The sequence below is a fragment of the Rhodococcoides trifolii genome (genome assembly GCF_014635345.1).
Lineage (GTDB): Bacteria > Actinomycetota > Actinomycetes > Mycobacteriales > Mycobacteriaceae > Rhodococcoides > Rhodococcoides trifolii.
The window spans coordinates 1,192,672-1,217,978 of the sequence record NZ_BMCU01000001.1 but is presented as its reverse complement, the minus strand read 5'-3'; the positions used below and the strand labels follow the sequence as shown (position 1 = coordinate 1,217,978).

Genomic DNA, 25,307 nt, shown 5'->3' with positions numbered 1-25,307 from the left:
TTTCTTCGTCAGGGTGCGCATAGAACGCACGAACACGCTTATAAACTCGGCTGAAGAAACCTGGTCTTGCTGGCTCACTGCCGACTTGCGATTGGTCCGGTAAGACCGAGCGGTGAGTAGGTGTCGGAGTCTGACCCGCGCTTGGACGTTCGACGAACATCGTCGAAGCAACGTTTCCGTGAAGACTCAGCTGGTGCCCACAATTTCGACATTTTTTCTTGGTGGACATTGCCAGCTCGGAGACACCGAGCGTGACTACGCCTGCAGACGCGCGGCCCATTTTGCGCCCCGCATGCGCGAGGTCAGAGTTTGTACAGCTCTTGCAGTCACGACAACCGGTGTAGACCCTGGTAGGCATGCAACCCAATCTTTGTGCCCTCGATCGCGGCTCCTCCGCGAGTGTTGTTGTGCTTATCGGCACCGGAGTCAAGTTCGTTAGCGAGCGGTGTGAGCCCCACCGTTGAGGTTCGCTGGACTCTTCGACGTAACACCGTTCTCTTGATGCACGATCGTCAATGACGGGATCTGAACCGCCAGAAGACCACAGGCTGAGCTGGGTGGGGTAAGTTCTCCGGCCTGGGGGTCTGCGGAGCAACCTGACCGCGGAGAGATCGACAGCCCGACTGCGTCGAACCCTTAGCCGCGTCCGTAGTCGCCCTCCAAGGAGGACCAAGCGCAAACGGGAAGTCTTGTTCCTTGCTACCAAAATATGCGCGAGTCACCTCACCTGCAGGCCGGGCACCGGTTGTTCCAGTTCCCAGGGTCAGTAGGGCCATGAGTGCAAGGGCTCGACGGCGGCCAGAAGCTCATTGCGCCCCGGCGTGTTGGCGAGCTGCCCTGTCTACTAGAGCCTCGCTCTGGGCGAATGGTGCCCGCGCCCTGCGCCTCGACGTGCCTATCAGTCCGCGTGAGCTCGACCCGGGAGTAGAGGCGATTTGTTAGGCGAGGCTCAGCGTTCCGACATGCCCCGCAGAGGTTGTGTCGACCGGAATGATGGTCCTGAGCGATACTCCGGGGATGAACACCTATGTTGGCATTACATGATGGTCGAGAGTGCTGATGAATACGACCTCCGACTCAGACGAGAAGCCATGTCCTGGCTGACGATTCGAACCAATGACGGCCTGGACGCCATCTCGAGTACGGATCTAAAGGATTTTACCTTCGACGGTCAGCCGTTGAGACTAATGGACCCCCAGCGGGGCATTCGAAAGCCACGGCAGATTGATGCCGCACTATCAATTCGGACCGTTTTCAGTAGACGTAGAACGACAACGCGACCATACGAAGACGAGATGGGCGACGACGGACTCTTGCGATACAAATGGCGTGGAGAAGATCCTGACATCCCGGACAACCGCGCCTTGCGGGAGGCGATGAACCGGCAACTACCTTTGATATGGTTTTTTGGAGTAGAGGTCGCAATGTACCAACCACTCTTTCCTGTCTACCTGATTGCAGAAGAACCGCAATTGCATCAATTCACTGTCGCTACGTCCGATGTCGCCGAGCTCATCGGAAGTGGCACGAACATAAACGAACAAATGAAAAGATACATTCAAGTACAGAGCAAGCGAAGGCTACATCAACCGGTATTTCGAGCCAGTGTGATGCAAGCGTACGGCACACGTTGCACCGTATGCGCTTTGGGACTCGGTCAGCTCCTTGATGCAGCGCACATAATTCCCGATCATGACGAGGCTGGCATACCTTCGGTGAGAAACGGACTGAGTCTTTGCAAGATACATCACGCGGCATTTGATACGCAGATCCTTGGTGTGCGGCCTGATTTCTTTGTCGAAATTCGGACGGACTTGTTACTAGAACACGATGGACCGATGCTTCAGTACGGATTGCAAGAAAGGCACGGAAAAGAGCTGATGGTATTGCCAAAATCTGCATCGAGACCGGATCCCACACTTCTCGACGTGGCGTACCAAAAATTTCGTAATTCCGCCTAACCCGCTTTTAAGGCGCGTGAGTCCTTACGGATTTCGACTCGTCGATGCGCTTAAGATCAACGCACAGGCCTCCATTTCAGACCCCCGCCGCAGCCCCCTGGTCCGCGCAAATGCCCACCCATCGCATTTGCGAACACCTTCGCCCCCAAGAGCGGCCGCACCCATCACCATGAGCCTCTCGGCCCCTCCCGTCCTTGTCGAAGTGCGGTAGGTCGCCCCCGGTGATCATCTTGCCGGCCACCGTGGTCTCCGGGACAAACGCAGAATCTCGGCCGTCCGGGTTCGCGATCACCTGGCGAAGTGGCTGGCCCCATGCGAGCGCGGCGCGACGGCGTCTAGGTCCCGCGCCTCTACGTCCGTACCGAAAGCACGCGCTTAGCTAGTAGCAACCGTTTCAACAATCACCACATCCAACCGCCTCGGCCCATGCACCCCCTCCACCCGGTTTAACTCGATATCACTCGTCGCGCTCGGGCCACTGACGAACGTCAGCGGCCGCGTCGCATCCAACACCGCAAACGCCTGCGGAACGGTCTCGACCACCTGATCCGCCCGCACGATGCAGATGTGGTGATCGGGCACCAGGGTCAACGCCCGCCGGCCTTGCGCGAAGCCGGCGTCGAGAACAATCGTCCCCGTCGCGGCAATCCCGACCCTGCAGCCTGTGACCACCGCATCGACTGAGTCGAACTCATCGACCGATAAGCCGGTGTCATAAACCGTCGACACACCCTCCACCCAAGAAGGCGGCAAATCGACCGGCACCACGACGCGGGCACCCTCGCCCAACAACCCGTGAACCGTCGCCGCAATCTCGGACTCCGACACCCGAAACACCTGCGCCCGATAGTCGTCGACCGTCTCAGCGAAACGATCCACGTCGCCGGGCCCGACCAACGATGCCCGGTCGTAGTCCCGCGGCACCTCGGCGCCGACAACACCTCCCGCCGTCGCCGACCGGATCCGCTCGAAGATCACATCTTTACTGCTCATGGGTACGCGCCCACCACTCACGGAACGTTTCCTTCGGCGGCGCGGGCATGTCCCGGCTCGTCGTCCACAACGACCCTGGGAACGGTAGGGACTCGATGTGACCCTTCTTCCCCGCCAGCAGGCGGCCGACACCCGCGGCCTTCTCCGCCATCCCGAAGCGTTTGGGCGAGTTCATCGCCCACCCCGCCGCGCGCATCGCAATCTCCTGACCGCCGGGAATGCCGCCGCGCTCGGAGTCGACCTGCTCGGCCCGCAGATGCACCAGAATGTCGGGGATGTTGATGCGCACCGGACACGCATCGAAACACGCACCGCACAGCGACGACGCATACGGCAGCGACGCATTCGGGTCGTCGTGCCCGGTGGTGCCCGTCAACTGCGGGGACAGGATCGCGCCGATTGGACCCGGATACACCGAGCCGTAGGCGTGCCCACCCGTCCGCTCGTACACCGGACACACGTTCAAACACGCACTGCACCGAATGCAATGCAGCGCAGCGCGGCCCACCTCGTCGGCAAGCACGTTCGTACGCCCGTTGTCCATCAACACCAGGTGGAAGTTCTGCGGCCCGTCGCCCTCGTGCACCCCCGTCCACATCGAGGTGTACGGGTTCATGCGCTCGGCGGTCGACGAGCGCGGCAGCAGCTGCATGAACACTTCGAGATCAGCGAATGTCGGCACCAGTTTCTCGATACCCATCAGCGTGATGAGGGTGTCGGGCAGCGTGAGACACATGCGGCCGTTGCCCTCGGACTCGACCACCGCCAGTGTCCCCGTCTCGGCGACACCGAAATTCGCCCCGCTGATCGCCACTTTCGCGGACAGGAACTTGCGTCGAAGGTGCTCGCGTGCCGCCATCGCCAGCTCGCGCGGTTCGTCGGTGATCGAGCTGTCGACGCCGGGCATGCGACGCAGGAAGATCTCGCGAATCTCCGCGCGGTTGCGGTGGATGGCGGGGACGAGGATGTGGCTCGGCTTGTCGTCGCCCAGTTGGACTATGAGCTCGGCGAGGTCGGTCTCGATCGCGGCGATGCCCTCCGCTTCGAGGTACTCGTTCAGCCCGGTCTCCTGGGTGGCCATGGACTTGACCTTGACCACCTCGTCACTGCCCGTGGCCTTCACCAGGTCGGTGATGATGCGGTTGGCTTCGTCGGCGTCGCGCGCCCAGTGCACCACTCCCCCGCGGGTGGTCACGTTGGCTTCGAGCTGTTCCAGCAGCTCGGGCAGTCGCGACATCACGTCGGTCTTGATGGCACTGCCGGCGAGCCGCAGCTCTTCCCAATCGTCGCACTCGGCAACGGCATTGAGGCGCTTCTCGCGGATGGTCTTGGTGGCGGCGCCGACGTTGTGGCGCATCTGGGTGTCCTGCAGGGCGCGTTTCGCCGCTTTCGGGAAGCTTTCGTCGCCCCGGATATTTCCGATACCGGGGGATCCCAAAAAGGTGGTCACACTGCCTCCGTCGACGCCAGGATTTCGGCCAGGTGGACGGTCTTGACGCCGGTTCGCATGCGGGACAGTCCGCCGCCGATGTGCATGAGGCACGAGGAGTCGCCGGCGCTGCACACCTCGGCGCCGGTGGAGAGCACGTTCGACATCTTGTCCGAGAGCATGGCCGTCGACGTCTCGGAGTTCTTCAGCGCGAACGTTCCGCCGAAGCCGCAACAGGATTCGGCTTCGGGCAGTTCGACGAGCGTCATCCCTCGTACGTTGCGTAGCAGCTCCAGTGGCTTGTCGCCGACCCGCAGCATCCGCAGTGAATGGCAGGTGGGGTGGTAGGTGACGCGGTGGGGAAAGTAGGCGCCGACGTCGGTGACACCGAGGACGTCGACCAGCAGCTCGGACAGTTCGTACGTCTTGGACGCGACGGCTTCCGCACGGACGGCCAAGTCCTCGTCACCGGCACGTCGGGCAACCATCGCGTGTTGGTGTCGAACGGAACCGACGCACGAACCCGACGGCGCCACGGCCACGTCCCAGGTCGCCTCCTCGAACACCTCGACGTGGTGACGGACAAGCGGCGCAGCCTCTTTGAGGTATCCGGTGTTCACGTGCATCTGCCCGCAGCACGTCTGATCGGCCGGGAAGACGACGGTGTGGCCGAGCCGTTCGAGCAGCGACACCGTCGCTTTGGCCGATTCGGGGAACAGGGCGTCCGCCAGACACGTGGCGAACAGAGCGATGCGCATGGAGCCTCCTAGAGCGTGGACCCGCGCCAGCCGTGATCGGTGCTGCCGCGCACCACCAGTGACGGGCTGAACGTGAGCTGCTGAAATTCGTGATCCACCGGCGCAGCGACCTGCTGCAACAGCAGTTCGGCTGCGGCCCGGCCCAATTCGGCGCGAGGCTGCGCAATGGAGGTGAGCGGGACTGCGGCGCCGGCGGCGTAGTCGATGTCGTCGTACCCGACGATCGCCAGCTCCTCCGGAACACGCACCCCGCGCTGGACGCATTCCTGCAGCACACCGAGTGCGAGAAGGTCGTTGGCGCAGACGACGGCGGTGGGCCGGTCCGTCGCGTCGAGGATTTGGGCGGCAGCTTTGGCGCCGGCCTCGATGGACAGCGACGGCGCCCACAGCGTCGACATGCGGGTGCTGGCCGATTCGGCGACGGCGTCGAGGGCGCCGGATCGTCGATCACGTACCTGCCGAATGCTTTCCGGCCCGCCGACGTAGACGAGGGTGCGATGTCCGAGGTCCATCAGGTGCCGTGCGGCGAGGCGCCCGCCATGGACGTCGTCGACGGCGACCGAGGACCGGCCCGGTGCACGGGAGCCGCGATCGAGCAGGACGACGGGAGTGCCTTGGCGGTCGAGTTTGTCGAGCATCGGAATGTTCTCGCCGACCGGACTGAGCAGAATCCCTTGCACGCGTTGCTCCATGAGCAGTCGCAGTTGGCGATTCTCGCGTTCCTCCGACTCACCGCTGCCGACGATGACCGTCAGCAAATCGCTTCGATCGGCGACGGATTCGGCGCCTGCCGCGACGTCGAGAAAGAAGGGGTTTCGGGCGTCGAGCACGACGACGGCGAGCATGCGGGACTGGCCGGCGCGGAGTTGGCGGGCAGCGTCGTTGCGCACGAAGCCGAGCTGAGCGATCGCCGCTTCGACGCGTTCGCGGGTGGGGGCGGAGACCATGTCGGGCTTGTTCAGCACGTTGGAGATGGTTCCCATGGAGACACCAGCGAGGGCTGCGACCTCGCGCATGCTGGCTGCCACGTCTCACCCCCTTTCTCCTGCGTTGGGGTCATTGAAACGGTTTACCGGTAGTTGCGCAAGCGTGGACACCCTGCGTGAGTTCGTGTCGGCCTCCGCCGACGGTCATGCGCGTCGATCAGCAGTTATAACGATTCAGTCACAGAGATGAGTGATCGGGGTCACGGGGTTGACGCGTGGCCCTCATCACTTCTAGCTTCTAACCACTCAATGAACCGTTTCAATCAGACGCGTTCAGATCAACGGAGGTTGCTTGCATGAGCGTCCCCAGCACGACGACGCCCACCGCTGTTCCCCTGCTCGAAGTCCGCGACGTCACCAAGTCGTTCGGAAGCGTCGCCGCTGTCTCCGGTGTCTCGTTTCCCCTCTACGGCGGGGAGGCCCACGCACTCGTCGGCGAGAACGGCGCCGGGAAGTCGACCATCGTGAAAATGCTGGCCGGTGTCCACAAGCCGGACTCCGGCACGCTCCTCTCTGGAAGCACCGAGATCACCCTCGGCTCCCCCGCCGAGGCGAAAGCGCAGGGCATCGCCGTCATCTACCAGGAACCGACGCTCTTCCCGGACCTGACGATCGCCGAGAACATCTACATCGGCGCGCAGCCCACCACCCACGGACGCATGATCGACCGCAGCGCGATGAACGCCGCCGCCGACGCCCTCTTCACCCGCCTCGGTGTCCCCCTGGACCCCGATCGTCTCGCCAGCGGCCTCTCCATCGCCGATCAGCAACTGGTCGAGATCGCCAAAGCCCTGTCCACCCAAGCGTCGGTGATCGTGATGGACGAGCCCACCGCCGCCCTCTCCGGCAACGAAGTCGCGCGGCTGTTCAGCGTCGCCCGATCCCTCTGCGCCGACGGCGCCGCAGTCCTGTTCATCTCGCACCGCTTCGAGGAAATCTTCGAGCTGTGCCAGCGCGTCACCGTGATGCGCGACGGCCGCCACATCTCCACCTCCCCGCTCGACGGCATGACCGTCGACGACTTGATCAAGCAGATGGTCGGCCGCGAACTCGGCGCCCTGTACCCCAAAATCGACGTCGAACCCGGCGCGGTGATCCTCGAAGTCCAGAACCTCTCCCGCGCAGGGGTGTTCTCCAACATCAGCTTCGACGTTCGGGCAGGCGAGATCGTCGCGCTCGCCGGACTGGTCGGGGCAGGTCGCTCCGAAGTCATGCAATCCGTGTTCGGCGTCGACCCCCGCGATTCCGGTGTAGTGAAGGTTCGCGGCAAAGAACTGAAAGCGTCGAACCCCAAGGCCGCCATGCGCGCCGGCATCGCCCTCGTCCCCGAGGATCGTCGTCAGCAGGGCCTGATCCCCGAGATGTCGATCGAGCGCAACGCGACGCTGACTCGCTCGGCTGCGTTGGCGCGCTTCGGTTTCCTCGTCGGCGGCGCCGAACGGCGCTCGGCGTACGACTGGACCCGCAAGCTCCAGACCAAATTCGCCCGCATCACCGACCCCGTCGGCACCCTCTCCGGTGGCAACCAGCAGAAAGTGGTGCTGGCCAAGTGGTTGGCCACCGACCCGATCGTCCTGATTGTCGACGAGCCGACCCGCGGTATCGACGTCGGCACCAAAGCCGAAGTCCACAAGATCATTTCGACGCTCGCCAGCGAAGGCGTCGCCGTCGTGATGATCTCCTCCGAACTGCCGGAAGTCCTCGGCATGGCCGACCGCGTGCTCGTCATGCGCGAAGGCCGCATCGCCGCCGAAATCGACCGCGCCCATGCCACCGAAGAATCGGTCATGTTCGCCGCCATGGGAACGGAGTCCGCAGCATGAGCATCACCACCCCGCCTGCACAGACGGCCGAGCCGCTGAAGCCGATCACTCGCGACGGCCCCTCCCTCGTGGAGAAGGTCCTGCGGATGCGATCGCTCGGCATCCTGGCCGCGCTGGTCGTCCTGATCGCCGTGACGGCGGCGACCAACAGCTCGTTCCTCTCCGGGCAGAGCATCCGCGACCTGCTGCTCGCTGCGTCGATCATCGGTGTGCTGGCCGTCGGGCAGACCGTTGTGATGATCACCAAGAACATCGACCTGTCCGTCGGCTCGGTGCTGGGGCTCTCCGCTTTCGCAGCCGGATCGGTCATGAAGTCCGGGGCGCCAATCGTTCTCGGCATCCTTGCGGGCATCGTCGTCGGCACCGTGTGCGGCGTCTTCAACGCGCTGCTGGTGCGCTACGGCGGAGTTCCTGCGCTGGTGGTCACGCTCGGCACGATGTACATCTTCCGCGGCATCGCCTTCTTCTGGGCCGGCGGCGAGCAGATCACGGCCGACGAGATGCCCGGGGCGTTCCTCGATCTCGGCACCGCCAACGTCCTCGGTGTCCCGGTGTTGGTGCTCGTCGCGGTGGTGGCCCTGATCGGCGCCGGCCTCTACCTCGCCCGCTACCGCAGCGGACGCGACCTCTACGCCATCGGCTCCAACGGTCACGCCGCCGAACTCGCCGGAATCTCCGTCGGCAAGCGCACTCTCGCCGCGTTCGCCTTCTCCGGGGCCATGGCCGGGATCGCCGGCGTCATGTTCGCCGCACGCTTCGGCACCGTCGACGCGGCCGCCGGAACCGGGTACGAGCTCAACGTCATCGCGGCGTGTGTGGTCGGCGGTGTCGCCGTCGTCGGCGGTGTGGGCACCGTCTGGGGTGCTGCACTCGGCGCCCTGCTGCTCACCACCATCAACAGCTCGCTCCCCGTGTTGCAGATCGATCAGTTCTGGCAGCAGGCCATCGTGGGCGCGCTCATCCTCGTCGCCATCGCGGCAGACCGTATCGCGGCAGTGCGTGCCGCCCAGCAACTCCGGAAGAGGAGCGCTCATGTCGAATGATCTCGCCACCCGCCCCGACGCCCCTGCTCCCGCCACCCCGCAGACCAGCCGGCTGCGCGAGTTGCTCGGCAGCTGGGACACCGCGATCATCTTCCTGACCATCGTCGTGGTGCTCGGCGCCTCGGTGATGAACCCGGACTTCGGTAGCACCACCAACTTCACGTTCCTGGTGCTCGACCTCGCTCCGATCTTCCTCATCGCCCTGCCGATGACGCTCATCATCGTTACCGGTGAGATCGACCTGTCTGTCGCCAGCACCCTTGGCCTCAGCGGTGCCGCGATGGGGTGGATGTGGAACAACGGTTTCACCATCGAAGCAATCATTCCGATGTGCATCCTGCTCGGCGCGCTCCTCGGAGCCCTGAACGGCTTCCTGGTCGCCACCCTCGGGTTGCCCTCTCTCGCAGTCACGATCGGCACACTTGCCCTGTTCCGCGGGCTTGCCTTCGTGCTGCTGGGCGACACGGCCGTCTCCAACTTCCCCCGCGTCTACACCTCATGGGTGACCGGAACGATCGGGGACACCCCGGTACCGAACCTCGCCATTCCGCTGGTGATCCTGGCCATCGTGTTCGGCGCGGTGCTGCAGTTCACCTCGCTCGGCCGCAACATCTACGCCACCGGCGCCAGCGCCACCGCCGCTCGATTTGCGGGTATCAACGGCAACCGCATCAAGTTCTGGCTCTACGTCGTCGCCGGTGCGGTAGCAGCTCTCGCCGGGGTGCTGTGGAGCCTGCGGTACTCCAGTGCCCGCGCCGACAACGGCTCCGGTCTCGAATTGTCCGTCGTGGCAGCGGTTCTCCTCGGCGGCGTCTCCATCTTCGGAGGCAAGGGCCGACTCGTCGGAGTCCTGGCCGCCGTGGTGCTCCTCGCGGCACTGCAGAACGCATTGCGTCTCGAGGACATCTCCAACGAAGCGCTGACGGTCGTCACCGGAATATTGCTCATCGTCGCGGTACTACTTCCCAACATCATTACCCGGGTTCGCACATCACTTTCTCGCCCCTGATTTTTCACCCTTCACGAAAGGTTCCTCATGTCCCGAACTTCTCGGCGCCTGATGCTGGCTCCGATGGCAGGGCTCGCAGTCCTGTCCCTCGCCCTCACCGCATGCGGTGGTACCACCCAGGACTCGGCCACCGACTCGTCCTCGGACAGCGCCCGCCGCGTCACCGGCACCGCCAACCCGGATGCGCCGATCACGAGCGGCCTCAAGTTCGGCTTCTTGCCCAAGCAGCTGAACAACCCGTACTCCGACATCGAGGTCGCGGGCGGCGAGAAGGCAACGGGAGAATTCGGTGGCGAGTACAAGCTCGTCGGCCCGAACGACGCCAGCGCATCCTCACAGGTCTCCTACATCAACACGCTGATTCAGCAGCAGCAGAACGTGATTGCGATCGCGGCCAACGACCCGAACGCGGTGTGCCCGTCGCTGAACCAGGCACGCGACGCCGGCATCAAGGTCGTCACCTTCGACTCCGACGCGTCCAAGGACTGCCGAGACCTGTTCATCAACCAGGCCACGACGGAAGGCGTCGGCGAGGCACTGGCCAAGATGACCAGCGACCAGATCGGCGGCTCCGGCAAGATCGCCATCCTCTCCGCAACTCCCAACGCCACCAACCAGAACGCCTGGATCGAGGTGCTCAAGCAGCAGCTCGCATCGAACCCCGCGTACTCCGGCATCGAGCTCGTCACCACCGTCTACGGCAACGACGACGATCAGAAGTCGTTCCAGGAGACCCAGGGTCTGCTGCAGACCTACCCGGATCTCAAGGCGATCGTCTCCCCGACCACCGTCGGCATTGCTGCTGCCGCCCGCTACATCTCGGGTTCGTCGTACAAGGACAAGATCGTCCTGACCGGCCTCGGCACCCCGAACCAGATGCGGGAGTATGTCAAGGACGGAACGGTCAAGCAGTTTGCGCTCTGGGATCCCACCGATATCGGCTACCTCGCCGCCTACGCGGGCGCAGCCCTGGCATCGGGTCAGATCACCGGCGCCGAAGGTGAGAAGTTCAAGGCCGGCGAGCTCGGCGACTACACGATCGGCGTCGACGGGGAACTGGTCCTCGGGCCGCCCACCGTCTTCGACAACGCCAATATCGACCAGTACAACTTCTAGAGATGAACCGGTACTGCTTCACGCTGCAGCTCAGACCGGAATCGGTTCCGGAGTATTCCGAACGTCACGCCGCGGTGTGGCCCGAGATGCTCCAGGCGCTGAAAGCCAACGGCTGGAACAACTATTCCCTGCACATCCGTGACGACGGCCTGATCGTCGGATACGTCGAGAGCGAGAATCTCGACGCGGCGCAGGCAGCGATGAGCAGTACCGACGTCAACGCACGGTGGCAGGCCCAGATGGCTCCGTTCTTCACGGGCCTCGGGTCTGCCACCCCCGACGAAGGGTTCACGCTGTTGCGCGAGCTCTTCCACCTCGAGACTCAACTTGAAAGTGACGTGTCATGACCACCGCTGCTGTACAGGACATCTCGGCGCTCGCCGATTTCGGCATCGAGGTTCCGAGCTGGGCTTACGGCAACTCGGGCACTCGGTTCAAGGTCTTCACCACCCCCGGCGTCCCCCGCACACCGTTCGAGAAGGTTGCCGACGCCGCCGAGGTCAACCGCGTCACCGGCGCCGCTCCCCGAGTGTCGTTGCACATTCCGTGGGACAAGGTCGACGACTTCAGCTCGTTGGCGTCGTTCGCCGCCGACCACAAAGTCGCATTGGGCGCCGTCAACTCCAACGTCTTCCAGGACGACGACTACAAACTCGGCTCACTCACGAACGCCGACAAGCGGATTCGTGCGAAGGCCGTTGCGCACCACCTCGAGTGCATCGACGTGATGCGGGCGACCGGATCCAAGACTCTCAAGCTCTGGCTTCCCGACGGCACCAACTACGCAGGGCAGGACTCGATTCGGGCCCGGCAAGACCGTCTCGCGGAATCGCTGCAGGAGATCTACGCCGGCCTCGACGCCGACCACACGCTGCTCATCGAGTACAAGTTCTTCGAGCCGTTCTTCTACCACACCGACATCCCCGATTGGGGCACGTCGCTCCTGCACTGCCTCGCCCTCGGCGACCAAGCAAAGGTCGTGTTGGACACCGGCCACCACGCGCCGGGCACCAACATCGAGTTCATCGTCGCGCAGCTCATCCGGCAGAACAAGTTGGGCGCGTTCGACTTCAACTCCCGTAACTACGCGGACGACGACCTGATCGTGGGCGCCGCTGACCCGTTCCAGCTGTTCCGCATCATGCACGAGATCGTCTCGGTCGGCGCTCACCTACCGACCTCGGGCATCAACTTCATGCTCGACCAGTGCCACAACATCGAACCGAAGATCCCCGGCCAGATCCGCTCGATCATGAACGTGCAGGAAGCGACGGCCAAGGCTTTGCTCGTCGACGCGTCCGCGCTGGAGAAGGCTCAGATCGACGGCGACATCCTCGGCGCACACGCGGTTCTGATGGACGCGTACAACACCGACGTCCGCGGCCTTCTCGCCGATCTTCGTGAGTCACAGGGTCTGGACCGGGATCCTGTCGCGGCGTTCGCCCGCTCCGGCTACATGGAACGAGTCGAGACGGACCGCGTCGGCGGACAGCAGGCTGGGTGGGGAGCGTGATGCTCGAACGCATCGCGCCTCGCCGAACCCGCATCGGTTTGGTGGCCGGCGGACTAGGCGCCTACTGGCCCCAGTTCCCCGGCCTGCTGGCGACCCTGCAGCAGTCGGCCCGGTACGTCACCGAGCGCTTCGAGAAGCAGGAAGCAACGGTGATCGATGCCGGATTCGTCTCGGATGCAACCGAATCGGTAGTGGCCGCCGAGAAGCTGCGGATAGCCGACTGCGACCTGGTGGTCATCTTCCTCACGACGTATCTGACATCGTCGATGGTGCTACCCATCGCGCAACGCGTCGACGCCCCCATTCTGCTGATCGACCTCCAACCCACCGAGGCGATGGACCACGCGACCACCGGGACCGGTGAGTGGTTGGCCTACTGCGGTCAGTGCCCACTCCCCGAGGTGGCCAACGTCTTTCGCCGTAGCGGGATCGACTTCCGCTCCGTGTCCGGCTACCTGCACGACGAGAACGCCTGGTCGCGCATCGACGCGTGGGTCGGCGCCGCGTCGGCACGCGCAGCGCTCCGGCATTCGCGCCTCGGCCTGATGGGCCACCTCTACCCGGGGATGCTCGACATCTCCACCGACATGACGCTGCTCTCGTCGCAGTTCGGTGCGCACGTCGAGGTACTCGAGTTCGACGACCTCCGCGTTCGGGTCCAGGCCGTCACCGACGCTCAGATCAGCGAGCGACTCGACATGGCCCGCAGCGTCTTCCACATCGACGACTCGGTGGTCGACGACGACTTCGCCTGGGGCGCGAAGGTGTCCGTCGGTTTGGACCGCTTGGTCGACGACTTCGGTCTCGACGCCATGGCCTACTACCACCGCGGCCTCGACGGGGAACTGCACGAACGCCTCGGTGCCGGAATGATTCTGGGTGCATCGCTGCTCACCGCCCGCGGCGTGCCGCTGGCCGGCGAATACGACATCCGCACTGCCGTGGCCATGCTCATCGCGGACCGACTCGGTGCCGGCGGATCGTTCACCGAACTGCAGGCACTGAACTTCCGGGACGGCGTCGTCGAAATGGGGCACGACGGGCCGGCTCACCTCCAGATCTCCTCCGCCGAGCCACTTCTGCGCGGATTGGGCGTCTACCACGGCAAGCGCGGCAACGGGATCAGCGTCGAATTCGACGTCCAACCCGGCCCGGTCACGACGTTCGCCATCGGCCAGAACCGAGACGGCTCCTTCACCTTCATCACGTCCGAGGGAACCGTCGTTCCGGGTCCGTTGCTGCAGATCGGCAACACCACCTCCCGCGTCGACTTCGGTCGCGATCCCGGCGAGTGGACCGACGAGTGGAGCGCCACCGGAACCGGTCACCACTGGGCGCTGTGCACCGGCCACCGCGCCAAGGACATCAAGGCCGCAGCAGAGTTGCTCGGCATTTCGTATACCCACGTCTAATCAGGAGCTGTCTCAGTGAGCACGATCGACGATCTCATCGCCCGGTCCAACCGACTCGGCGCCGATCCGCGCAACACCAACTACGCCGGAGGCAACACCTCCGCCAAGGGCACCGAGACCGACCCCGTCACCGGTGAGGATGTAGAGCTGTTGTGGGTCAAGGGGTCCGGCGGCGACCTCGGGACGTTGAAGCCGGCCGGATTGGCCGCTTTGCGTCTCGACAGGGTTCGCGCGTTGAAAAGCGTCTACCCCGGTGTCGAACGCGAAGACGAAATGGTCGCGGCCTTCGACTACTGCCTGCACGGCAAGGGCGGCGCCGCGCCGTCGATCGACACGGCGATGCACGGACTGGTCGAGGCCCCGCACGTCGACCACCTGCACCCGGACTCCGGCATCGCGCTCGCGACCGCCGCAGACGGGGAAGAGCTGACCCGCAAGTGCTTCGGCGATCGCGTCGTATGGGTCCCGTGGCGTCGACCGGGATTTCAGCTCGGCCTCGACATCGCCTCTATTGCTTCCGCCAATCCGCAGGCCATCGGCTGCATCCTCGGTGGGCACGGCATCACCGCGTGGGGCGACACCAGCGAGGAGAGCGAAGCGCGGTCCCTCGAGATCATCCGCACGGCCGAGCAGTTCCTGGCCGACAACGGTCGGGACGAACCGTTCGGGCCAGCTCTTGATGGCTTCGGCCCCCTGTCTTCGGATGATCGACGAACGAGAGCTGCTGCCCTGTTCCCCCTGATCCGCGGGCTCGCCTCGACGGACCGACCGCAGGTTGGCCATTTCGACGACAGCTCAGTGGTGTTGGACTTCCTTGCGTCGGCCGAGCACACACGGCTGGCGGCGTTGGGAACGTCGTGCCCCGATCACTTCCTGCGCACCAAGGTGCGCCCGATGGTGCTCGACATGGCTCCTTCTTCACCGTTGGAAGAGGTTGCTTCACGGCTGCGTGAGCTTCACGCCTCCTACCGCGAGGACTACGCCCGCTACTACTCCGAGCACGCCGACGCGGACAGCCCCGCGATGCGCGGCGCCGATCCGGCCATCGTGCTGGTGCCCGGTGTCGGCATGTTCTCGTTCGGTGCGAACAAGCAGACCGCGCGTGTGGCGGGTGAGTTCTACATCAACGCCATCAACGTCATGCGCGGCGCCGAGTCCGTCTCCACCTACGCCCCCATCGACGAGCGGGAGAAGTTCCGCATCGAGTACTGGGCGCTGGAAGAGGCCAAGTTGGCGCGCATGCCTGCACCCAAGCCTCTTGCCACCCGCGTCGCATTGGTCACCGGGGCCGCGTCGGGCATTGGCAAGGCCATAGCGACACGGCTTGCGGCCGAGGGGGCGTGCGTCGTCATCGCCGATCTCTCGCTGGAGAAAGCTGCTGCGGCAGCTGCTGAGATCGGTGGGTTGGACGTTGCCGTGGGCATCGCGGCGGACGTCACCGACGAGGGTCAGATCGCTGCCGGGTTTGCCGAAGCAGTGCTGGCGTTCGGCGGCGTCGACCTTGTCGTCAACAATGCCGGGCTGTCCATCTCGAAGCCTTTACTCGACACGACCTTGCAGGACTGGGATCTGCAGCACAACGTCATGGCCCGAGGCTCTTTCCTTGTCTCCCGTGAAGCCGCGCGCATCATGATCGAGCAGGGCATGGGCGGGGACATCGTCTACATCTCGTCGAAGAACTCGGTGTTCGCCGGCCCCAACAACATTGCGTACTCGGCAACCAAAGCCGATCAGGCGCACCAGGTTCGGCTGCTTGCGGCCGAGCTCGGTGACCACGGCATCCGCGTCAACGGCATCAACCCCGACGGTGTGGTCCGCGGCTCGGGCATCTTCGCGGGCGGGTGGGGCGCCAAACGTGCAGCCGTCTACGGCGTCGAAGAGGAGAAGTTGGGCGAGTACTACGCCCAGCGCACTCTCCTCAAGCGCGAGGTTCTTCCGGAGCATGTGGCCAACGCGGTGTTCGCGTTGACCGGCGGCGAACTGACCCACACGACCGGGCTGCACATCCCGGTGGATGCGGGTGTTGCTGCCGCGTTCCTCAGGTGAACGCCTACGCAGCAGTTGATCTCGGTGCGTCAAGTGGTCGTGTGATGCTCGGGCGAATCGTCGATGGTCGCATTACGTTGACCGAGATGGCGCGGTTTCCCAATCGGCCCGTGCAGCTGGGCGGGTCGCTGCACTGGAACATCCTGGATCTCTATCAGGGAGTGCTGGACGGACTGCGGACGCTCGTTGACTCGTTGGACGTTGGTTTGACATCCATCGGGATAGACACGTGGGCCGTGGACTACGCGCTACTCGACGCCGACGGGCGGATGCTCGGGGTACCGTTTCACTACCGCGACACGCGTACCGACGGTGACCACGAGGACCTGTTCCTGCGCAACGGAATTGCCGCCCTACCGTTCAACACGGTCTTTCAACTGCAGACCGAGCGGCCCGAGGTGTTGGCTTTGTCGGCCCGCTTGCTGATGATCCCGGATCTGTTGGCGTACTGGCTGACCGGGGTGCAGGTGGGCGAGGTGACGAACGCGTCGACCACGGGGTTGCTCGATCCTTTTTCCAGGACGTGGGATCGCGATTCCATCGCGTCGCTCGGGCTGCCGTTCAACGTGTTGCCTTCCCTGTTGTCACCAGGCGAGGTGATCGGTTCGCTGACTTCGGATGTCTCAGCGCTCGTTGGGTCACCGTCGTCCGTCGTCGCGGTCGGCACTCACGACACCGCGTCGGCCATCGTCGCAGTCCCCGCGTCGACACCATCGTTCGCCTACATCGCTTCGGGCACATGGTCTTTGGTGGGGGTCGAGACGACGGAACCCGTTGTGACGGAGGAAGCCCGCGTCGGCGGCTTCACCAACGAGGCCGGCGTCGACGGCACCGTCCGCCTGCTGCGCAACGTCATGGGGATGTGGTTGGTGCAGGAGTCGCTGCGGCAGTGGGAGCGAGACGGGCTGACCGTGTCGCTGACCGAGTTGCTGGACGAAGCTGTGGGGCTGCCCGGCTCTTCAGTGATCGACCCGGACCTGCCGGTGTTCCTGCCGCCCGGCGACATGCCCGCACGCATCGCGGCCGAATGCTCGGCGGCCGGGGTGCCGGAGCCGTCCAATCCAGCGGAAACGATCCGGTGCATCATGGACAGCCTTGCTGCGGCGTATGCCCGATCCGTCCGTACTGCAGGTGAATTGGCGGGGATCGACGTCGAGGTGGTGCACATCGTCGGAGGGGGATCGCAGAACACACTGCTGTGTCAGCTGACCGCCGACGCCACGGGTCTTCCCGTCGTCGCGGGTCCGGTCGAAGGGTCGGCGCTGGGCAACGTGCTGGTGCAGGCGAGGGCGGCCGGGGAGATCGAGGGCGGGTTGGCGGAGCTGCGGGCGGTGGTGCGGGAGTCGTTCGAGTTGATGGAGTACGTGCCCTCCTCCCCTGGTTCCGATTCAGGGCGCTCCTGACTCGGGAGATTCCACGTCAGCCGGTGGACCTCCCTACCGATTTCGCGAGTGAAATGTGCAAGTGCTCGGGAAATGTTCCTCGCTGTTGCCCATTGGACTCGCAGAATCATGGCCACGCCCGCCGCCGCCTGCACATCATGCCCTTGCGCACCCGCGTCGATGGGTATTCGATCGACGCAGGGAAAGGGGTGTCCAAATGATCTACGACCTCGCACTCGCCGATCGAGTCCGCGCCGCCCTGTCCGACGAGGAAAGCCTGCGCGAGCGAAAAATGTTCGGCGGCCTCGCGTTCATGGTCAACGAGAAGATGGTCGTATGCGTCGGAACCGGTGGAGGCGCCCTCCTCGTTCGCGTGTCAGGTGACCGCGACGCCGACTACCTAAAGGTCGACGGGGCTCGCCGCGCGGAGATGGGCACAGAGCGGTCCATGGGCGAGGGGTGGATCACCGTCGACGACGCAGCGTTGACAGGCGAGGACAACCTGCGGTTCTGGATAGACGCGGTTCTCGACTACAACTCAAACGTGACGGGAAAGCGGTAGTGTCCTGTGTCACTGACTTGCTGAAGCGAGATCGGATATGAGCGACGAGATAGCTACCGACGGCGGCAGCGGGCGTAGCTACTCTCCCCCGGCCCGTCGCCGATCGCTCTCGGAGAAGCCGGGAACGGCCATCGGAACCGGTGACACCCGCTTCCGGTTCTGGTAGTCCGCCACAGCCGAGAAGGCCGCCGACACTCCCACACTGGTAGTCGCGTACGTCATCGACTTGTCCGCCTTGAAACCGAGCCGGCGGCCGGTCTCGACCGCGTCCATGTTGGCGCCGAGGAACACGAAGTCCCAGTTGTACTGCGACTCCTGCTGCTCGATGAGCGACCGCACCGCAGCGTGCGTCCACTCCGTGCTGGCGTTCTCGTGCCCGTCCGTCATGACCAGTACGGTGACCGAACCCGGTCGCTCGTCCTCGGGCTGCGCGGCCAAGCTCGTTCCGATGTCGGTGACCAGCTGCCCCAACGCGTCGTACAGCGCCGTCGAGTTGCGAGGCTGCAGAACAAGATTGGGCACGTCCTCGATCGGACGGTTCTCGTAGACCAACTCGTACTCATTGTCGAACTGAGCGAGCGTGACAACGGTCCGGCCGTCATGACCCCGCTCGGAGGCGATGAACGCGTCGAACCCGCCACGGGTGTCGTCGGCAATGGACTGCATGGATCCGGAGCGGTCGAGCAACGCGGCAACGAGAGACAGAGAAGAGTCGGTCATGAAAACTCCCAAAGGGTGATGCGGCCCGAGAAAGGCCGTGGAGCGAACTGATGAGGGGACTGTAGAACGGGGTACCGACAAGTTCGATCGAGCTAGGTAAGAGCCACGACAGTGCCGCCGGAGAACAACGAATCGTGCAACTCGATCTCGGCCGGGGACGTCCCCGCGGGGACGTCGAACACGAGAGTTGCGACGACGGAGTTGCCCGGGTTGATCTGCGTGACGCTGATGTTCGGGTCGTTCGTGATGGTCGCGACGGTGTCGGCCGAGAACTGACGGCCGGCAGCGTCGAGGAGCTTCTGGGACGTGATGTCGAAAAGCTGCTGACGGTCGCCGATATTGGCCGCACTGAGCGTGACCAGGACGTACTCCCCCTGCGGTGTCTGCTCCACGTAGTTCTCACCGACGCTCGTCACGCCCGGCTGGACGGATTGCACCACGAACTCGAACTTGCCGTCGCGCACCGGAACTCCGATACCCGGACTCGATTCCGTTTCCGGCTCGCTTGCCGGAGCGGAAGCATCGACTGCGCTCGACGACAGTGAGGCCACCGAGCTGACCGACGACGAATCCGACCCACCGGAAGCCAGGTTGACGACAACCGCCACAGCTATAACGACGCCCAAAGCCGTCAGGATCTTGTGGCGGGCGGCCCAGTTCTTCTTCTCCGGCTGCTGAGGCGCGGGGTTCTGCGGGTACGTCATGACTGCGGTCCTTCCGGTCGACATCGACACCGGGCGGTGTCGCAATGACTCCACGAAACCGCAGACAGGAGGCGCAGCGGATCGTCGAACCGGTCGCGCTCGTTCCTACTTTCGGTCGGTCCGTTCGAACGATCCGCTTGTCGGTGTCCGGCCGTAAGCTCGGCCCGATGACGACCACCGCTGCCAAGGTCCGGCGCCGAGCCGCGACCACCGCGATAGTGGCGTTCTGTCTCTTCTGCACGTTCATGACTGCAGGTCTGGCCGGATTCTCGGGTTCGCCGCCGTGGAGTGTCGCCGTTGGCAGCGTGCTGAACTTTGCGGCGGGAGTCGCCCTGATCTGGCGACGGCAGAAACCCTGGCTAGTACTCGCCGTCAGCGTCGCTGGTCCACTGCTCTTCCCTACCGACGGAACCGCAGCACTGTTCGCACTGTTCGCGGTAACGGCGGTTGCTCGTGGGTGGCGGCTTGTCGGTGCAACTGTTGTCGTCTTCTTCGCGTGCTCGGCGTCGCTGAGCTACGACGCGTACCGGCGCAGGGACTATTCGGTGTTGACGATCGGAATCCGGGTCGACAAAACGGGCCCCGCGCCGGAATGGAATCTTCCGCTGTGGGTGCCGTGCATGGTCGCTCTGGGTCTTGTTCTGATTGTGCTCGGGATCGCGTATTTCAGGCGAACAAAAACCGATCTGGACAACGCCGTCCGTTCCCGAGACCACGTCACCGCACAATCGGCGAAACTCCGCGAGGAAATGCTGCTGACCGAGGAACGTGCCCGCATCGCACGCGACATGCACGACACCCTCGCTGCCGGTCTGAGCCGTATCTCGTTGTTGGCGGGCGGGATGCAGGTCAACAGTGGCGACGGTCCGGCGAAGGTATCCAACACGGCGTCACTCATTCGCTCCACGGCTCATGATTCGCTCGACGAACTCAAACGCATCATCGGGGTCCTGCGCGGGTCCGACACCGGTGGCATCGATTCCGGTCGCCGCAGCATCGCCGGAATCGGCGATCTGGTGGACAGCGCGCGTACGACGGGCATGCGGGTGCGCTACGTCCAGGACGTCGCACCGGGTGATGTGGGGCCGCTGACGAGCCACGTCGCTTATCGAGTAGTTCAGGAATCGTTGACCAACGCTCACAAGCACTCTCCGAGTTCACCCGTGCAGGTGTCCGTCGGCGGTTCCGACGCGAGCGGGCTCACGATCGAGGTACGCAACCACCTCGCCGGTACGGTGTCGTCGACTCCTGGAGCCGGCCACGGCCTCGGCGGCCTCACGGAGCAGGTCGGCAGCGCGGGCGGACACCTGACATCGGGCGCTGCGCAAGGCGGATTCGTCGTCACGGCCTGGTTGCCCTGGTATTCCTAGGACTGTCGGACCAGCCGGTTACGGTTGTTCCACCATGACATCGCCTTTCGAGATCAGGGTCGTCCTTGCCGACGACGACCCGTTCGTTCGCCGCGGGGTCGCCGACATTTTCGCGGCGACGCCGGACATCCGCGTGGTGGAGAGCGTGTCCGACGGCGACGAAGTCCCGGACGCCGTGCGCAACCACCGGCCGCACGTGGTGTTGATGGATCTCAAGATGCCCCGAGTGGGCGGGCTCGAAGCGACCCGCCGCATGATGGCGCTGCCCGAACCGCCCAAGGTGGTGGTGATGACAGCAATGGACGTCGACGATCTCGTTGTGCAGTCCATCGAAGCAGGGGCTCACAGCTTCCTGAGCAAATCCGAAGCGCCCGAGACGTTTCAGATGTCCATTCGCGTCGTCGCTGCGGGCAAGACCCTGTTCTCGGAGGAGTCGGTGCGGCAGATCGTCACCGCACGTCCACGGGAATCGACTGGTGGACTCGAACGGCTGACCGACCGCGAAATCGAAGTCCTACGCGTCATGGCGACCGGCGCAACCAATGCCGCGATTGGCCAGCAACTGTTCCTCGGCGAGACCACGGTGAAGACGCATTTGAGCTCGGTGTTCCAGAAGCTCGAAGTGGGAAGTCGAGTGGGCGCGGCGTTGGTGGCGTTTCGGGCCGGGTTGGTGAGCTGAGTACTCCGCGAGGGCGGGGCCGCTGAGATGTCGGTGCCGGACACTCCGACGAAAACAATTCGCTGCGTCCTGGGCGGCTTCAGCTCGGCATCTAGGACGTCGACCCGACACCGCCGACTCTGGAAGGGTGGCCACCATGTCCGATACGACCACCGGCCCTCTTCCGACCCACATCGGCTGGGCGATGCTGGCCGTCCAGCCGCTCTATATCCTTGTCGAGGTCGCTCTCAGCTTCACGACAAGCAGCCCATACAGCCTGTTGGACAACACGATCAGCGACTTAGGCGCGACTACGTGTACCGATATCACCTACGCGTACGGCCCTGTCGCCGTCTGCTCGCCTCTGCACGCGGTCATGAACGGAGCATTCGTCGTGTCCGGCATCGCCCTGATCGTCGGCGCCCTCCTCAGCAGACGAAGCTGGCCAGAGCGTCGCAGCTCCACTGTCGCACTGTGGCTCATCGCTGTTGGAGGAGTCAGCTCGGTGGCAACGGGGCTGGTGCCGCTCGATGTCGATCTGGAACTACATGTGCTGGTGTCCGCGCCGTCCTTCATCGCGTTGCAGCTCGCGATGTTTGCTGCTGCCAGAGCCTTCACCGGATTCGGCTGGATATCGACGAGCGCGTGGATCATCGGTGCTGTCACGGTTGCGTCGTCCGTCGCCTTCTTCACGCTGTCTGGAAGTGAAGATTTCGGCGGACTGCTGGAACGACTGGCCTTGTGGCCAGTATTCCTGTGGATGGGCTGGGTGGGGACAGTCGGGACGCGCTCGCGTGGGTTACATGCGGTCAGCGATCGTCCGCGCTGAAGACGTCAGTCGGGTGTTCGGATCTGCATGAGATGCTCGATCCCACGCAAGTCCGAAGCGTTCCTCGTCAGCAGTCGCGCACCGTGGGCCAGTGCTGTCGCAGCGATCATGATGTCCATGGCGCGCGCCTGCGGCCGGCGCCCGCTGGCACGAACCGCAGCAGCCAAGATGCCGTAGCTTCGTGCAACCTCGGTATCGACCGCCAGCGGCTCGAACTTTCGCTCAACGGCAACCAAGCGCTGCAAACGGGCCGCTCGCTGCTGCGGATCCAACGCAACCAGCACGCCGAAGTGCAGTTCTGCCAGCGTGATCGAGCTGATAGCGAGTTCACCCTCGACCTCGTCGAGATGGTCGGCAATGACCACGCTCGTGTCGAGAACTGTTCTCATGCCTGCCAAGGGTCCCTGATCTCGTCGTTTCTGTCGGCCAGGTCGTCAGCAAGCGTCGGATCTGCGGGAGCCGCAAAGACCTCGGAGACCTCCGCGTAGGTGTTCCACTGCTTGCGCACTGCCGGCCCGAGAACAGCACTCGCGCGACCAGACACTGTGATCAGCATCGATTCACCGGCTTCTGCGCGCTTGACGTAGTCGGACGCGTGCTGGCGCAATTCCTTCAGCCCGATGGAGTCCATGCCAAGAGAGTAGCACCTCTGCTACCTGAGTGGACCGGATGGGATTCGCGAGCGGATTGATACAACCCGAGCTTTAACGCAACCGCCGGACACTCATCGCCCCCAGAGCTTCATCCTGGGGAAACGACGCCAGCAGGCGGATCAGATCGTCCCGACGCGTCCAATGCGTGATGTGTGGCAACGCGGACAGGTCGGCGCTGAACACCGTCGCTCAGGCGGGTGTCACAGCCCCAGCCGGGACGCCAATTCCGGACCGCCGACGTCCCGGATGAAGTCCGGATCCCCGCACACGACCAGTTGGTCACGCGCCCTGGACAACCCGACGTAGAGGCGCTCGCGCGAGCGGTCGCGATGACCGGATTCATTGACGGCTAACACGACTGCGCGCCGTTCGAGCCCCTTGAATCCCAGCACGTGGCCGTAGAACACCTGCTCGGTATCCCAGAAGCTGTTCCAGTACGCCTCGTGGCCCTCGCTCTGCCGCGACACCTGCTCGGGATGCCGACTTCCCGTGGTCAGCATCGCCAGATCCTCGGGTCGCCAACCGACGTCCAACAACGCGTCGATCTGATCGTCCGCGCGATCAAGAGCGTCGTCGACAGTGCACGGCACCATCGTCACCTCGGGACCGTCTCCACCGAGCAACCGTATCCGGTGGCCCGCCAACGGAGTGAAGCACGACGCGATCTGACGAGTGTTGCGCAGGTTGTGGTCGAGGACGATCGGGACGAGTTGCAACGGAGGCGTTCCCTGCCGGTCGAACACCCGCTGCGCCTCGTCGCTGAAAAGAAAAAGCCCACCGCCCTCGGGATCGCGCAGCGACTCCACGAGCGGATGCCACCACGCGTCTGCAAAGTCCTGCGCTTCGTCCACCACCACGGAATCGAATCGGTGCCCCCACTCCAGGTCGCCGGCCAACCGGACCATCTGCTCGGGCAGGTCCTGTTCCCAGAACTTCACCGTCGACGCGGTCCGCACGGATTCATCCGGCCCACTGGCAGCACCCCACTGCATTCCCAATGCGTGAAACTCCCCCACATACGCCGGGCGCTCCTTCCACGGCCAGGTGGACGTGAGCCGACGCAGGTAGGACGCGAGACCGTGCGAATAGCACAGCAACGCAACGCGTTCACCCGATTTCGCCAGGCGTCGCGCTTGCTCGACGGCCAGAAAGGTCTTGCCGCTGCCGGCGCCGCCGCGCACTTCGACGCGTCTGAGCAAGCGGATGGCGTCGAGGATCACTGCCTGCTGGTCGGTCAACGCGTTGACTTCGTCCTCGTTGGCGAGTGCGCGTGCGAGGACGTCCTTCTGCGGTAGACCTCGACCGCTGAGGGTTGCCGCCAACTCGTCGACGCCGGTGACCGACAGCGAGCGTTGGTTGGACTCTTTGCTGCTCAACAGCTTTCGCAGCGTCGGCAAGAGCTGGTTCATCTGCGTGCGGTCGATGACTCTCCACCGTGGACAGCCGGGCATGGCGAAATCAGCAGGCAACTGGGCGTTCGGCAGTACGACGACGTGATCCCACCGCACCCGTCCCTGCGTCCAGCGAGGATCCTTCTCGACGTAGTCCCGCAGCGAATAGCTTGCGCCCAGGACCTGATTCACCGGGTCGATGCGAACGTCGTCACCGCGGCGTCGCTGCCACCACGTCTCACCGTCGTGCGATACCTGTCCGCCCTTGACCTCGATACACACGACGCCCAGTCCATCGAGTGCGACCACGAAATCGATCTCGTGGTCCTTGCCGCGGTCGGTGACTCGCTGATTCGCAGCGATGAAATCGTGCTCACCGAGCTGGTTCGACAACGCCGTCCACACTGCCGTCTCGGCGCTGTTCACGAGCTGCGGGTTCTCCGGCTGACGCACAGGCATGCGGATACCGTGCCATGTCCGAGTCCGATTGTGTCGAAACCCTGCGGGAATGTGCGAACCACGATTCGATGGAAGTTCCGGAGAAAGGTGTGCCCATGGCGTATGACGACGAACTCGTGGAGCGGGTGCGCGACGCTCTGTCATACCAGAAACGTCTGCGTGAGCTCAAGATGTTCGGCGGAAAAGGATTCATCGTCAACGACACAATGGCGTGTTGCGTCGGAGTCGGTCGGGATGCCTTACTCGTTCGCGTCGACAGCGAGCGCGACGCCGAGTACCTGAAAATCGACGGGGCCCGTCGCGCCGACTTGGGCGATGACCAGTCGACAGGTGAAGGGTGGATCACGGTCGAGGACAAGGCTGTGGCCACTGACGAGGGTCTGAAATTCTGGGTCGATGCGGCGCTCGAGTACAACAGTATGGTGACCGGCGGGGCGTACGGCGAAGCGTCGATCGAGCTCTCCGATCGGGGAAGCCGTTCTCGCTGAAC

Annotated in this window: 24 protein-coding genes; 15 read left to right on the top strand and 9 right to left on the bottom strand. The window is 64.1% G+C overall.

The window, feature by feature from the left end; translation table 11 throughout:
* The first annotated feature begins 1,295 nt into the window (after positions 1-1,295).
* Entirely contained in the window at positions 1,296-1,961 is a 666-nt protein-coding gene (locus IEW02_RS05735; protein WP_229745789.1) for an HNH endonuclease, read from the top strand.
* A gap of 375 nt (positions 1,962-2,336) precedes the next feature.
* Here the strand turns inward: IEW02_RS05735 and IEW02_RS05730 are convergent, their stop codons facing one another.
* From IEW02_RS05730 to IEW02_RS05715, 4 genes are read right to left on the bottom strand one after another with little or no spacing between them, the layout of a single operon-like run.
* Positions 2,337-2,954, bottom strand: a complete 618-nt coding sequence (locus IEW02_RS05730; protein WP_188543673.1) for a LutC/YkgG family protein — start codon at positions 2,952-2,954, stop codon at positions 2,337-2,339.
* Positions 2,944-4,404 carry a LutB/LldF family L-lactate oxidation iron-sulfur protein gene (locus IEW02_RS05725; protein ID WP_188543672.1) on the bottom strand — a complete coding sequence of 487 codons (1,461 nt, stop codon included), beginning with the start codon at positions 4,402-4,404 and terminating at the stop codon, positions 2,944-2,946. Before IEW02_RS05725 ends, IEW02_RS05730 begins: the two co-directional genes overlap by 11 nt.
* The gene (locus IEW02_RS05720) at positions 4,401-5,141 is read right to left on the bottom strand and encodes a (Fe-S)-binding protein (protein WP_188543671.1); all 741 of its coding nucleotides are present in this window, start codon (positions 5,139-5,141) and stop codon (positions 4,401-4,403) included. The genes IEW02_RS05725 and IEW02_RS05720 overlap by 4 nt, the downstream gene beginning before the upstream one ends.
* Before the next feature lie 8 nt (positions 5,142-5,149).
* Entirely contained in the window at positions 5,150-6,169 is a 1,020-nt protein-coding gene (locus IEW02_RS05715; protein ID WP_188543670.1) for a LacI family DNA-binding transcriptional regulator, read from the bottom strand.
* A 254-nt stretch (positions 6,170-6,423) separates the two neighbouring features.
* On the opposite strand from IEW02_RS05715, the gene IEW02_RS05710 reads away from it, so the two are divergent.
* From IEW02_RS05710 to IEW02_RS05665, 10 genes are all read left to right on the top strand, one after another.
* Positions 6,424-7,950 (top strand): sugar ABC transporter ATP-binding protein, encoded by a 1,527-nt coding sequence (locus IEW02_RS05710; RefSeq protein WP_188543669.1) that lies wholly within the window; start codon positions 6,424-6,426, stop codon positions 7,948-7,950.
* A complete protein-coding gene (locus tag IEW02_RS05705) occupies positions 7,947-8,993 on the top strand; it encodes an ABC transporter permease (RefSeq protein WP_188543668.1) in 1,047 nt (348 codons plus the stop codon). The genes IEW02_RS05710 and IEW02_RS05705 overlap by 4 nt, the downstream gene beginning before the upstream one ends.
* On the top strand, positions 8,983-10,002 hold the full coding sequence (locus tag IEW02_RS05700) for an ABC transporter permease (RefSeq protein WP_188543667.1): 1,020 nt from the start codon (positions 8,983-8,985) through the stop codon (positions 10,000-10,002). The genes IEW02_RS05705 and IEW02_RS05700 overlap by 11 nt, the downstream gene beginning before the upstream one ends.
* 27 nt (positions 10,003-10,029) lie before the next feature.
* On the top strand, positions 10,030-11,118 hold the full coding sequence (gene rhaS, locus IEW02_RS05695) for a rhamnose ABC transporter substrate-binding protein (protein WP_188543666.1): 1,089 nt from the start codon (positions 10,030-10,032) through the stop codon (positions 11,116-11,118).
* Positions 11,119-11,120: 2 nt separating this feature from the next.
* On the top strand, positions 11,121-11,465 hold the full coding sequence (locus tag IEW02_RS05690; RefSeq protein ID WP_188543665.1) for an L-rhamnose mutarotase: 345 nt from the start codon (positions 11,121-11,123) through the stop codon (positions 11,463-11,465).
* Complete coding sequence (rhaI, locus tag IEW02_RS05685) at positions 11,462-12,631, top strand: L-rhamnose isomerase (RefSeq protein ID WP_188543664.1); 1,170 nt, start codon at positions 11,462-11,464, stop codon at positions 12,629-12,631. Before IEW02_RS05690 ends, rhaI begins: the two co-directional genes overlap by 4 nt.
* Positions 12,631-14,043, top strand: a complete 1,413-nt coding sequence (locus tag IEW02_RS05680) for an L-fucose/L-arabinose isomerase family protein (protein ID WP_188543663.1) — start codon at positions 12,631-12,633, stop codon at positions 14,041-14,043. Before rhaI ends, IEW02_RS05680 begins: the two co-directional genes overlap by 1 nt.
* A gap of 15 nt (positions 14,044-14,058) precedes the next feature.
* Positions 14,059-16,089 carry a bifunctional aldolase/short-chain dehydrogenase gene (locus IEW02_RS05675; protein ID WP_188543662.1) on the top strand — a complete coding sequence of 677 codons (2,031 nt, stop codon included), beginning with the start codon at positions 14,059-14,061 and terminating at the stop codon, positions 16,087-16,089.
* Positions 16,086-17,492, top strand: coding sequence for a rhamnulokinase (locus IEW02_RS05670; protein WP_188543661.1), 1,407 nt, complete (start codon positions 16,086-16,088; stop codon positions 17,490-17,492). The genes IEW02_RS05675 and IEW02_RS05670 overlap by 4 nt, the downstream gene beginning before the upstream one ends.
* A gap of 196 nt (positions 17,493-17,688) precedes the next feature.
* Entirely contained in the window at positions 17,689-18,033 is a 345-nt protein-coding gene (locus IEW02_RS05665; RefSeq protein ID WP_188543660.1) for a TfoX/Sxy family protein, read from the top strand.
* Between the two features lie 78 nt (positions 18,034-18,111).
* Here IEW02_RS05665 and IEW02_RS05660 read toward each other — a convergent pair whose 3' ends face one another.
* Positions 18,112-18,753, bottom strand: coding sequence for a vWA domain-containing protein (locus tag IEW02_RS05660; RefSeq protein ID WP_188543659.1), 642 nt, complete (start codon positions 18,751-18,753; stop codon positions 18,112-18,114).
* 92 nt (positions 18,754-18,845) lie between these two features.
* The gene (locus IEW02_RS05655) at positions 18,846-19,457 is read right to left on the bottom strand and encodes a DUF4352 domain-containing protein (RefSeq protein WP_188543658.1); all 612 of its coding nucleotides are present in this window, start codon (positions 19,455-19,457) and stop codon (positions 18,846-18,848) included.
* A 167-nt stretch (positions 19,458-19,624) separates the two neighbouring features.
* On the opposite strand from IEW02_RS05655, the gene IEW02_RS05650 reads away from it, so the two are divergent.
* The 3 genes from IEW02_RS05650 to IEW02_RS05640 all read left to right on the top strand — a co-directional run bounded on the left by IEW02_RS05650 (position 19,625) and on the right by IEW02_RS05640 (position 22,314).
* Positions 19,625-20,827 carry a sensor histidine kinase gene (locus tag IEW02_RS05650; RefSeq protein ID WP_188543657.1) on the top strand — a complete coding sequence of 401 codons (1,203 nt, stop codon included), beginning with the start codon at positions 19,625-19,627 and terminating at the stop codon, positions 20,825-20,827.
* A 34-nt stretch (positions 20,828-20,861) separates the two neighbouring features.
* Positions 20,862-21,506, top strand: coding sequence for a response regulator transcription factor (locus IEW02_RS05645; protein ID WP_188543656.1), 645 nt, complete (start codon positions 20,862-20,864; stop codon positions 21,504-21,506).
* Positions 21,507-21,642: 136 nt separating this feature from the next.
* Positions 21,643-22,314: a DUF998 domain-containing protein gene (locus IEW02_RS05640; protein WP_188543655.1), complete on the top strand. Its 672-nt coding sequence runs from the start codon at positions 21,643-21,645 to the stop codon at positions 22,312-22,314.
* Between the two features lie 5 nt (positions 22,315-22,319).
* On the opposite strand, the gene IEW02_RS05635 is transcribed toward IEW02_RS05640, so the two are convergent.
* The 3 genes from IEW02_RS05635 to IEW02_RS05625 all read right to left on the bottom strand — a co-directional run bounded on the left by IEW02_RS05635 (position 22,320) and on the right by IEW02_RS05625 (position 24,817).
* Positions 22,320-22,703 (bottom strand): type II toxin-antitoxin system VapC family toxin, encoded by a 384-nt coding sequence (locus IEW02_RS05635; RefSeq protein ID WP_188543654.1) that lies wholly within the window; start codon positions 22,701-22,703, stop codon positions 22,320-22,322.
* On the bottom strand, positions 22,700-22,945 hold the full coding sequence (locus IEW02_RS05630) for a type II toxin-antitoxin system Phd/YefM family antitoxin (RefSeq protein WP_229745787.1): 246 nt from the start codon (positions 22,943-22,945) through the stop codon (positions 22,700-22,702). Before IEW02_RS05630 ends, IEW02_RS05635 begins: the two co-directional genes overlap by 4 nt.
* 222 nt (positions 22,946-23,167) lie before the next feature.
* On the bottom strand, positions 23,168-24,817 hold the full coding sequence (locus tag IEW02_RS05625; protein WP_188543653.1) for an NERD domain-containing protein: 1,650 nt from the start codon (positions 24,815-24,817) through the stop codon (positions 23,168-23,170).
* A gap of 95 nt (positions 24,818-24,912) precedes the next feature.
* Here IEW02_RS05625 and IEW02_RS05620 point away from each other — a divergent pair, with 95 nt between their 5' ends.
* The gene (locus tag IEW02_RS05620) at positions 24,913-25,305 is read left to right on the top strand and encodes a TfoX/Sxy family protein (protein WP_188543652.1); all 393 of its coding nucleotides are present in this window, start codon (positions 24,913-24,915) and stop codon (positions 25,303-25,305) included.
* Positions 25,306-25,307 lie beyond the last annotated feature (2 nt).

Bases quoted from the DNA above. Each gene is read 5' to 3' on its own strand.
- IEW02_RS05735 (WP_229745789.1), top strand. From the start codon at position 1,296: ATGGGCGACGACGGACTCTTGCGATACAAATGGCGTGGAGAAGATCCT.
- IEW02_RS05730 (WP_188543673.1), bottom strand. From the start codon at position 2,954: ATGAGCAGTAAAGATGTGATCTTCGAGCGGATCCGGTCGGCGACGGCG.
- IEW02_RS05720 (WP_188543671.1), bottom strand. From the start codon at position 5,141: ATGCGCATCGCTCTGTTCGCCACGTGTCTGGCGGACGCCCTGTTCCCC.
- IEW02_RS05710 (WP_188543669.1), top strand. From the start codon at position 6,424: ATGAGCGTCCCCAGCACGACGACGCCCACCGCTGTTCCCCTGCTCGAA.
- IEW02_RS05705 (WP_188543668.1), top strand. From the start codon at position 7,947: ATGAGCATCACCACCCCGCCTGCACAGACGGCCGAGCCGCTGAAGCCG.
- IEW02_RS05700 (WP_188543667.1), top strand. From the start codon at position 8,983: ATGTCGAATGATCTCGCCACCCGCCCCGACGCCCCTGCTCCCGCCACC.
- rhaS (WP_188543666.1), top strand. From the start codon at position 10,030: ATGTCCCGAACTTCTCGGCGCCTGATGCTGGCTCCGATGGCAGGGCTC.
- IEW02_RS05690 (WP_188543665.1), top strand. From the start codon at position 11,121: ATGAACCGGTACTGCTTCACGCTGCAGCTCAGACCGGAATCGGTTCCG.
- rhaI (WP_188543664.1), top strand. From the start codon at position 11,462: ATGACCACCGCTGCTGTACAGGACATCTCGGCGCTCGCCGATTTCGGC.
- IEW02_RS05680 (WP_188543663.1), top strand. From the start codon at position 12,631: ATGCTCGAACGCATCGCGCCTCGCCGAACCCGCATCGGTTTGGTGGCC.
- IEW02_RS05665 (WP_188543660.1), top strand. From the start codon at position 17,689: ATGATCTACGACCTCGCACTCGCCGATCGAGTCCGCGCCGCCCTGTCC.
- IEW02_RS05660 (WP_188543659.1), bottom strand. From the start codon at position 18,753: ATGACCGACTCTTCTCTGTCTCTCGTTGCCGCGTTGCTCGACCGCTCC.
- IEW02_RS05655 (WP_188543658.1), bottom strand. From the start codon at position 19,457: ATGACGTACCCGCAGAACCCCGCGCCTCAGCAGCCGGAGAAGAAGAAC.
- IEW02_RS05650 (WP_188543657.1), top strand. From the start codon at position 19,625: ATGACGACCACCGCTGCCAAGGTCCGGCGCCGAGCCGCGACCACCGCG.
- IEW02_RS05645 (WP_188543656.1), top strand. From the start codon at position 20,862: ATGACATCGCCTTTCGAGATCAGGGTCGTCCTTGCCGACGACGACCCG.
- IEW02_RS05640 (WP_188543655.1), top strand. From the start codon at position 21,643: ATGTCCGATACGACCACCGGCCCTCTTCCGACCCACATCGGCTGGGCG.
- IEW02_RS05635 (WP_188543654.1), bottom strand. From the start codon at position 22,703: ATGAGAACAGTTCTCGACACGAGCGTGGTCATTGCCGACCATCTCGAC.
- IEW02_RS05630 (WP_229745787.1), bottom strand. From the start codon at position 22,945: ATGGACTCCATCGGGCTGAAGGAATTGCGCCAGCACGCGTCCGACTAC.
- IEW02_RS05625 (WP_188543653.1), bottom strand. From the start codon at position 24,817: ATGCCTGTGCGTCAGCCGGAGAACCCGCAGCTCGTGAACAGCGCCGAG.
- IEW02_RS05620 (WP_188543652.1), top strand. From the start codon at position 24,913: ATGGCGTATGACGACGAACTCGTGGAGCGGGTGCGCGACGCTCTGTCA.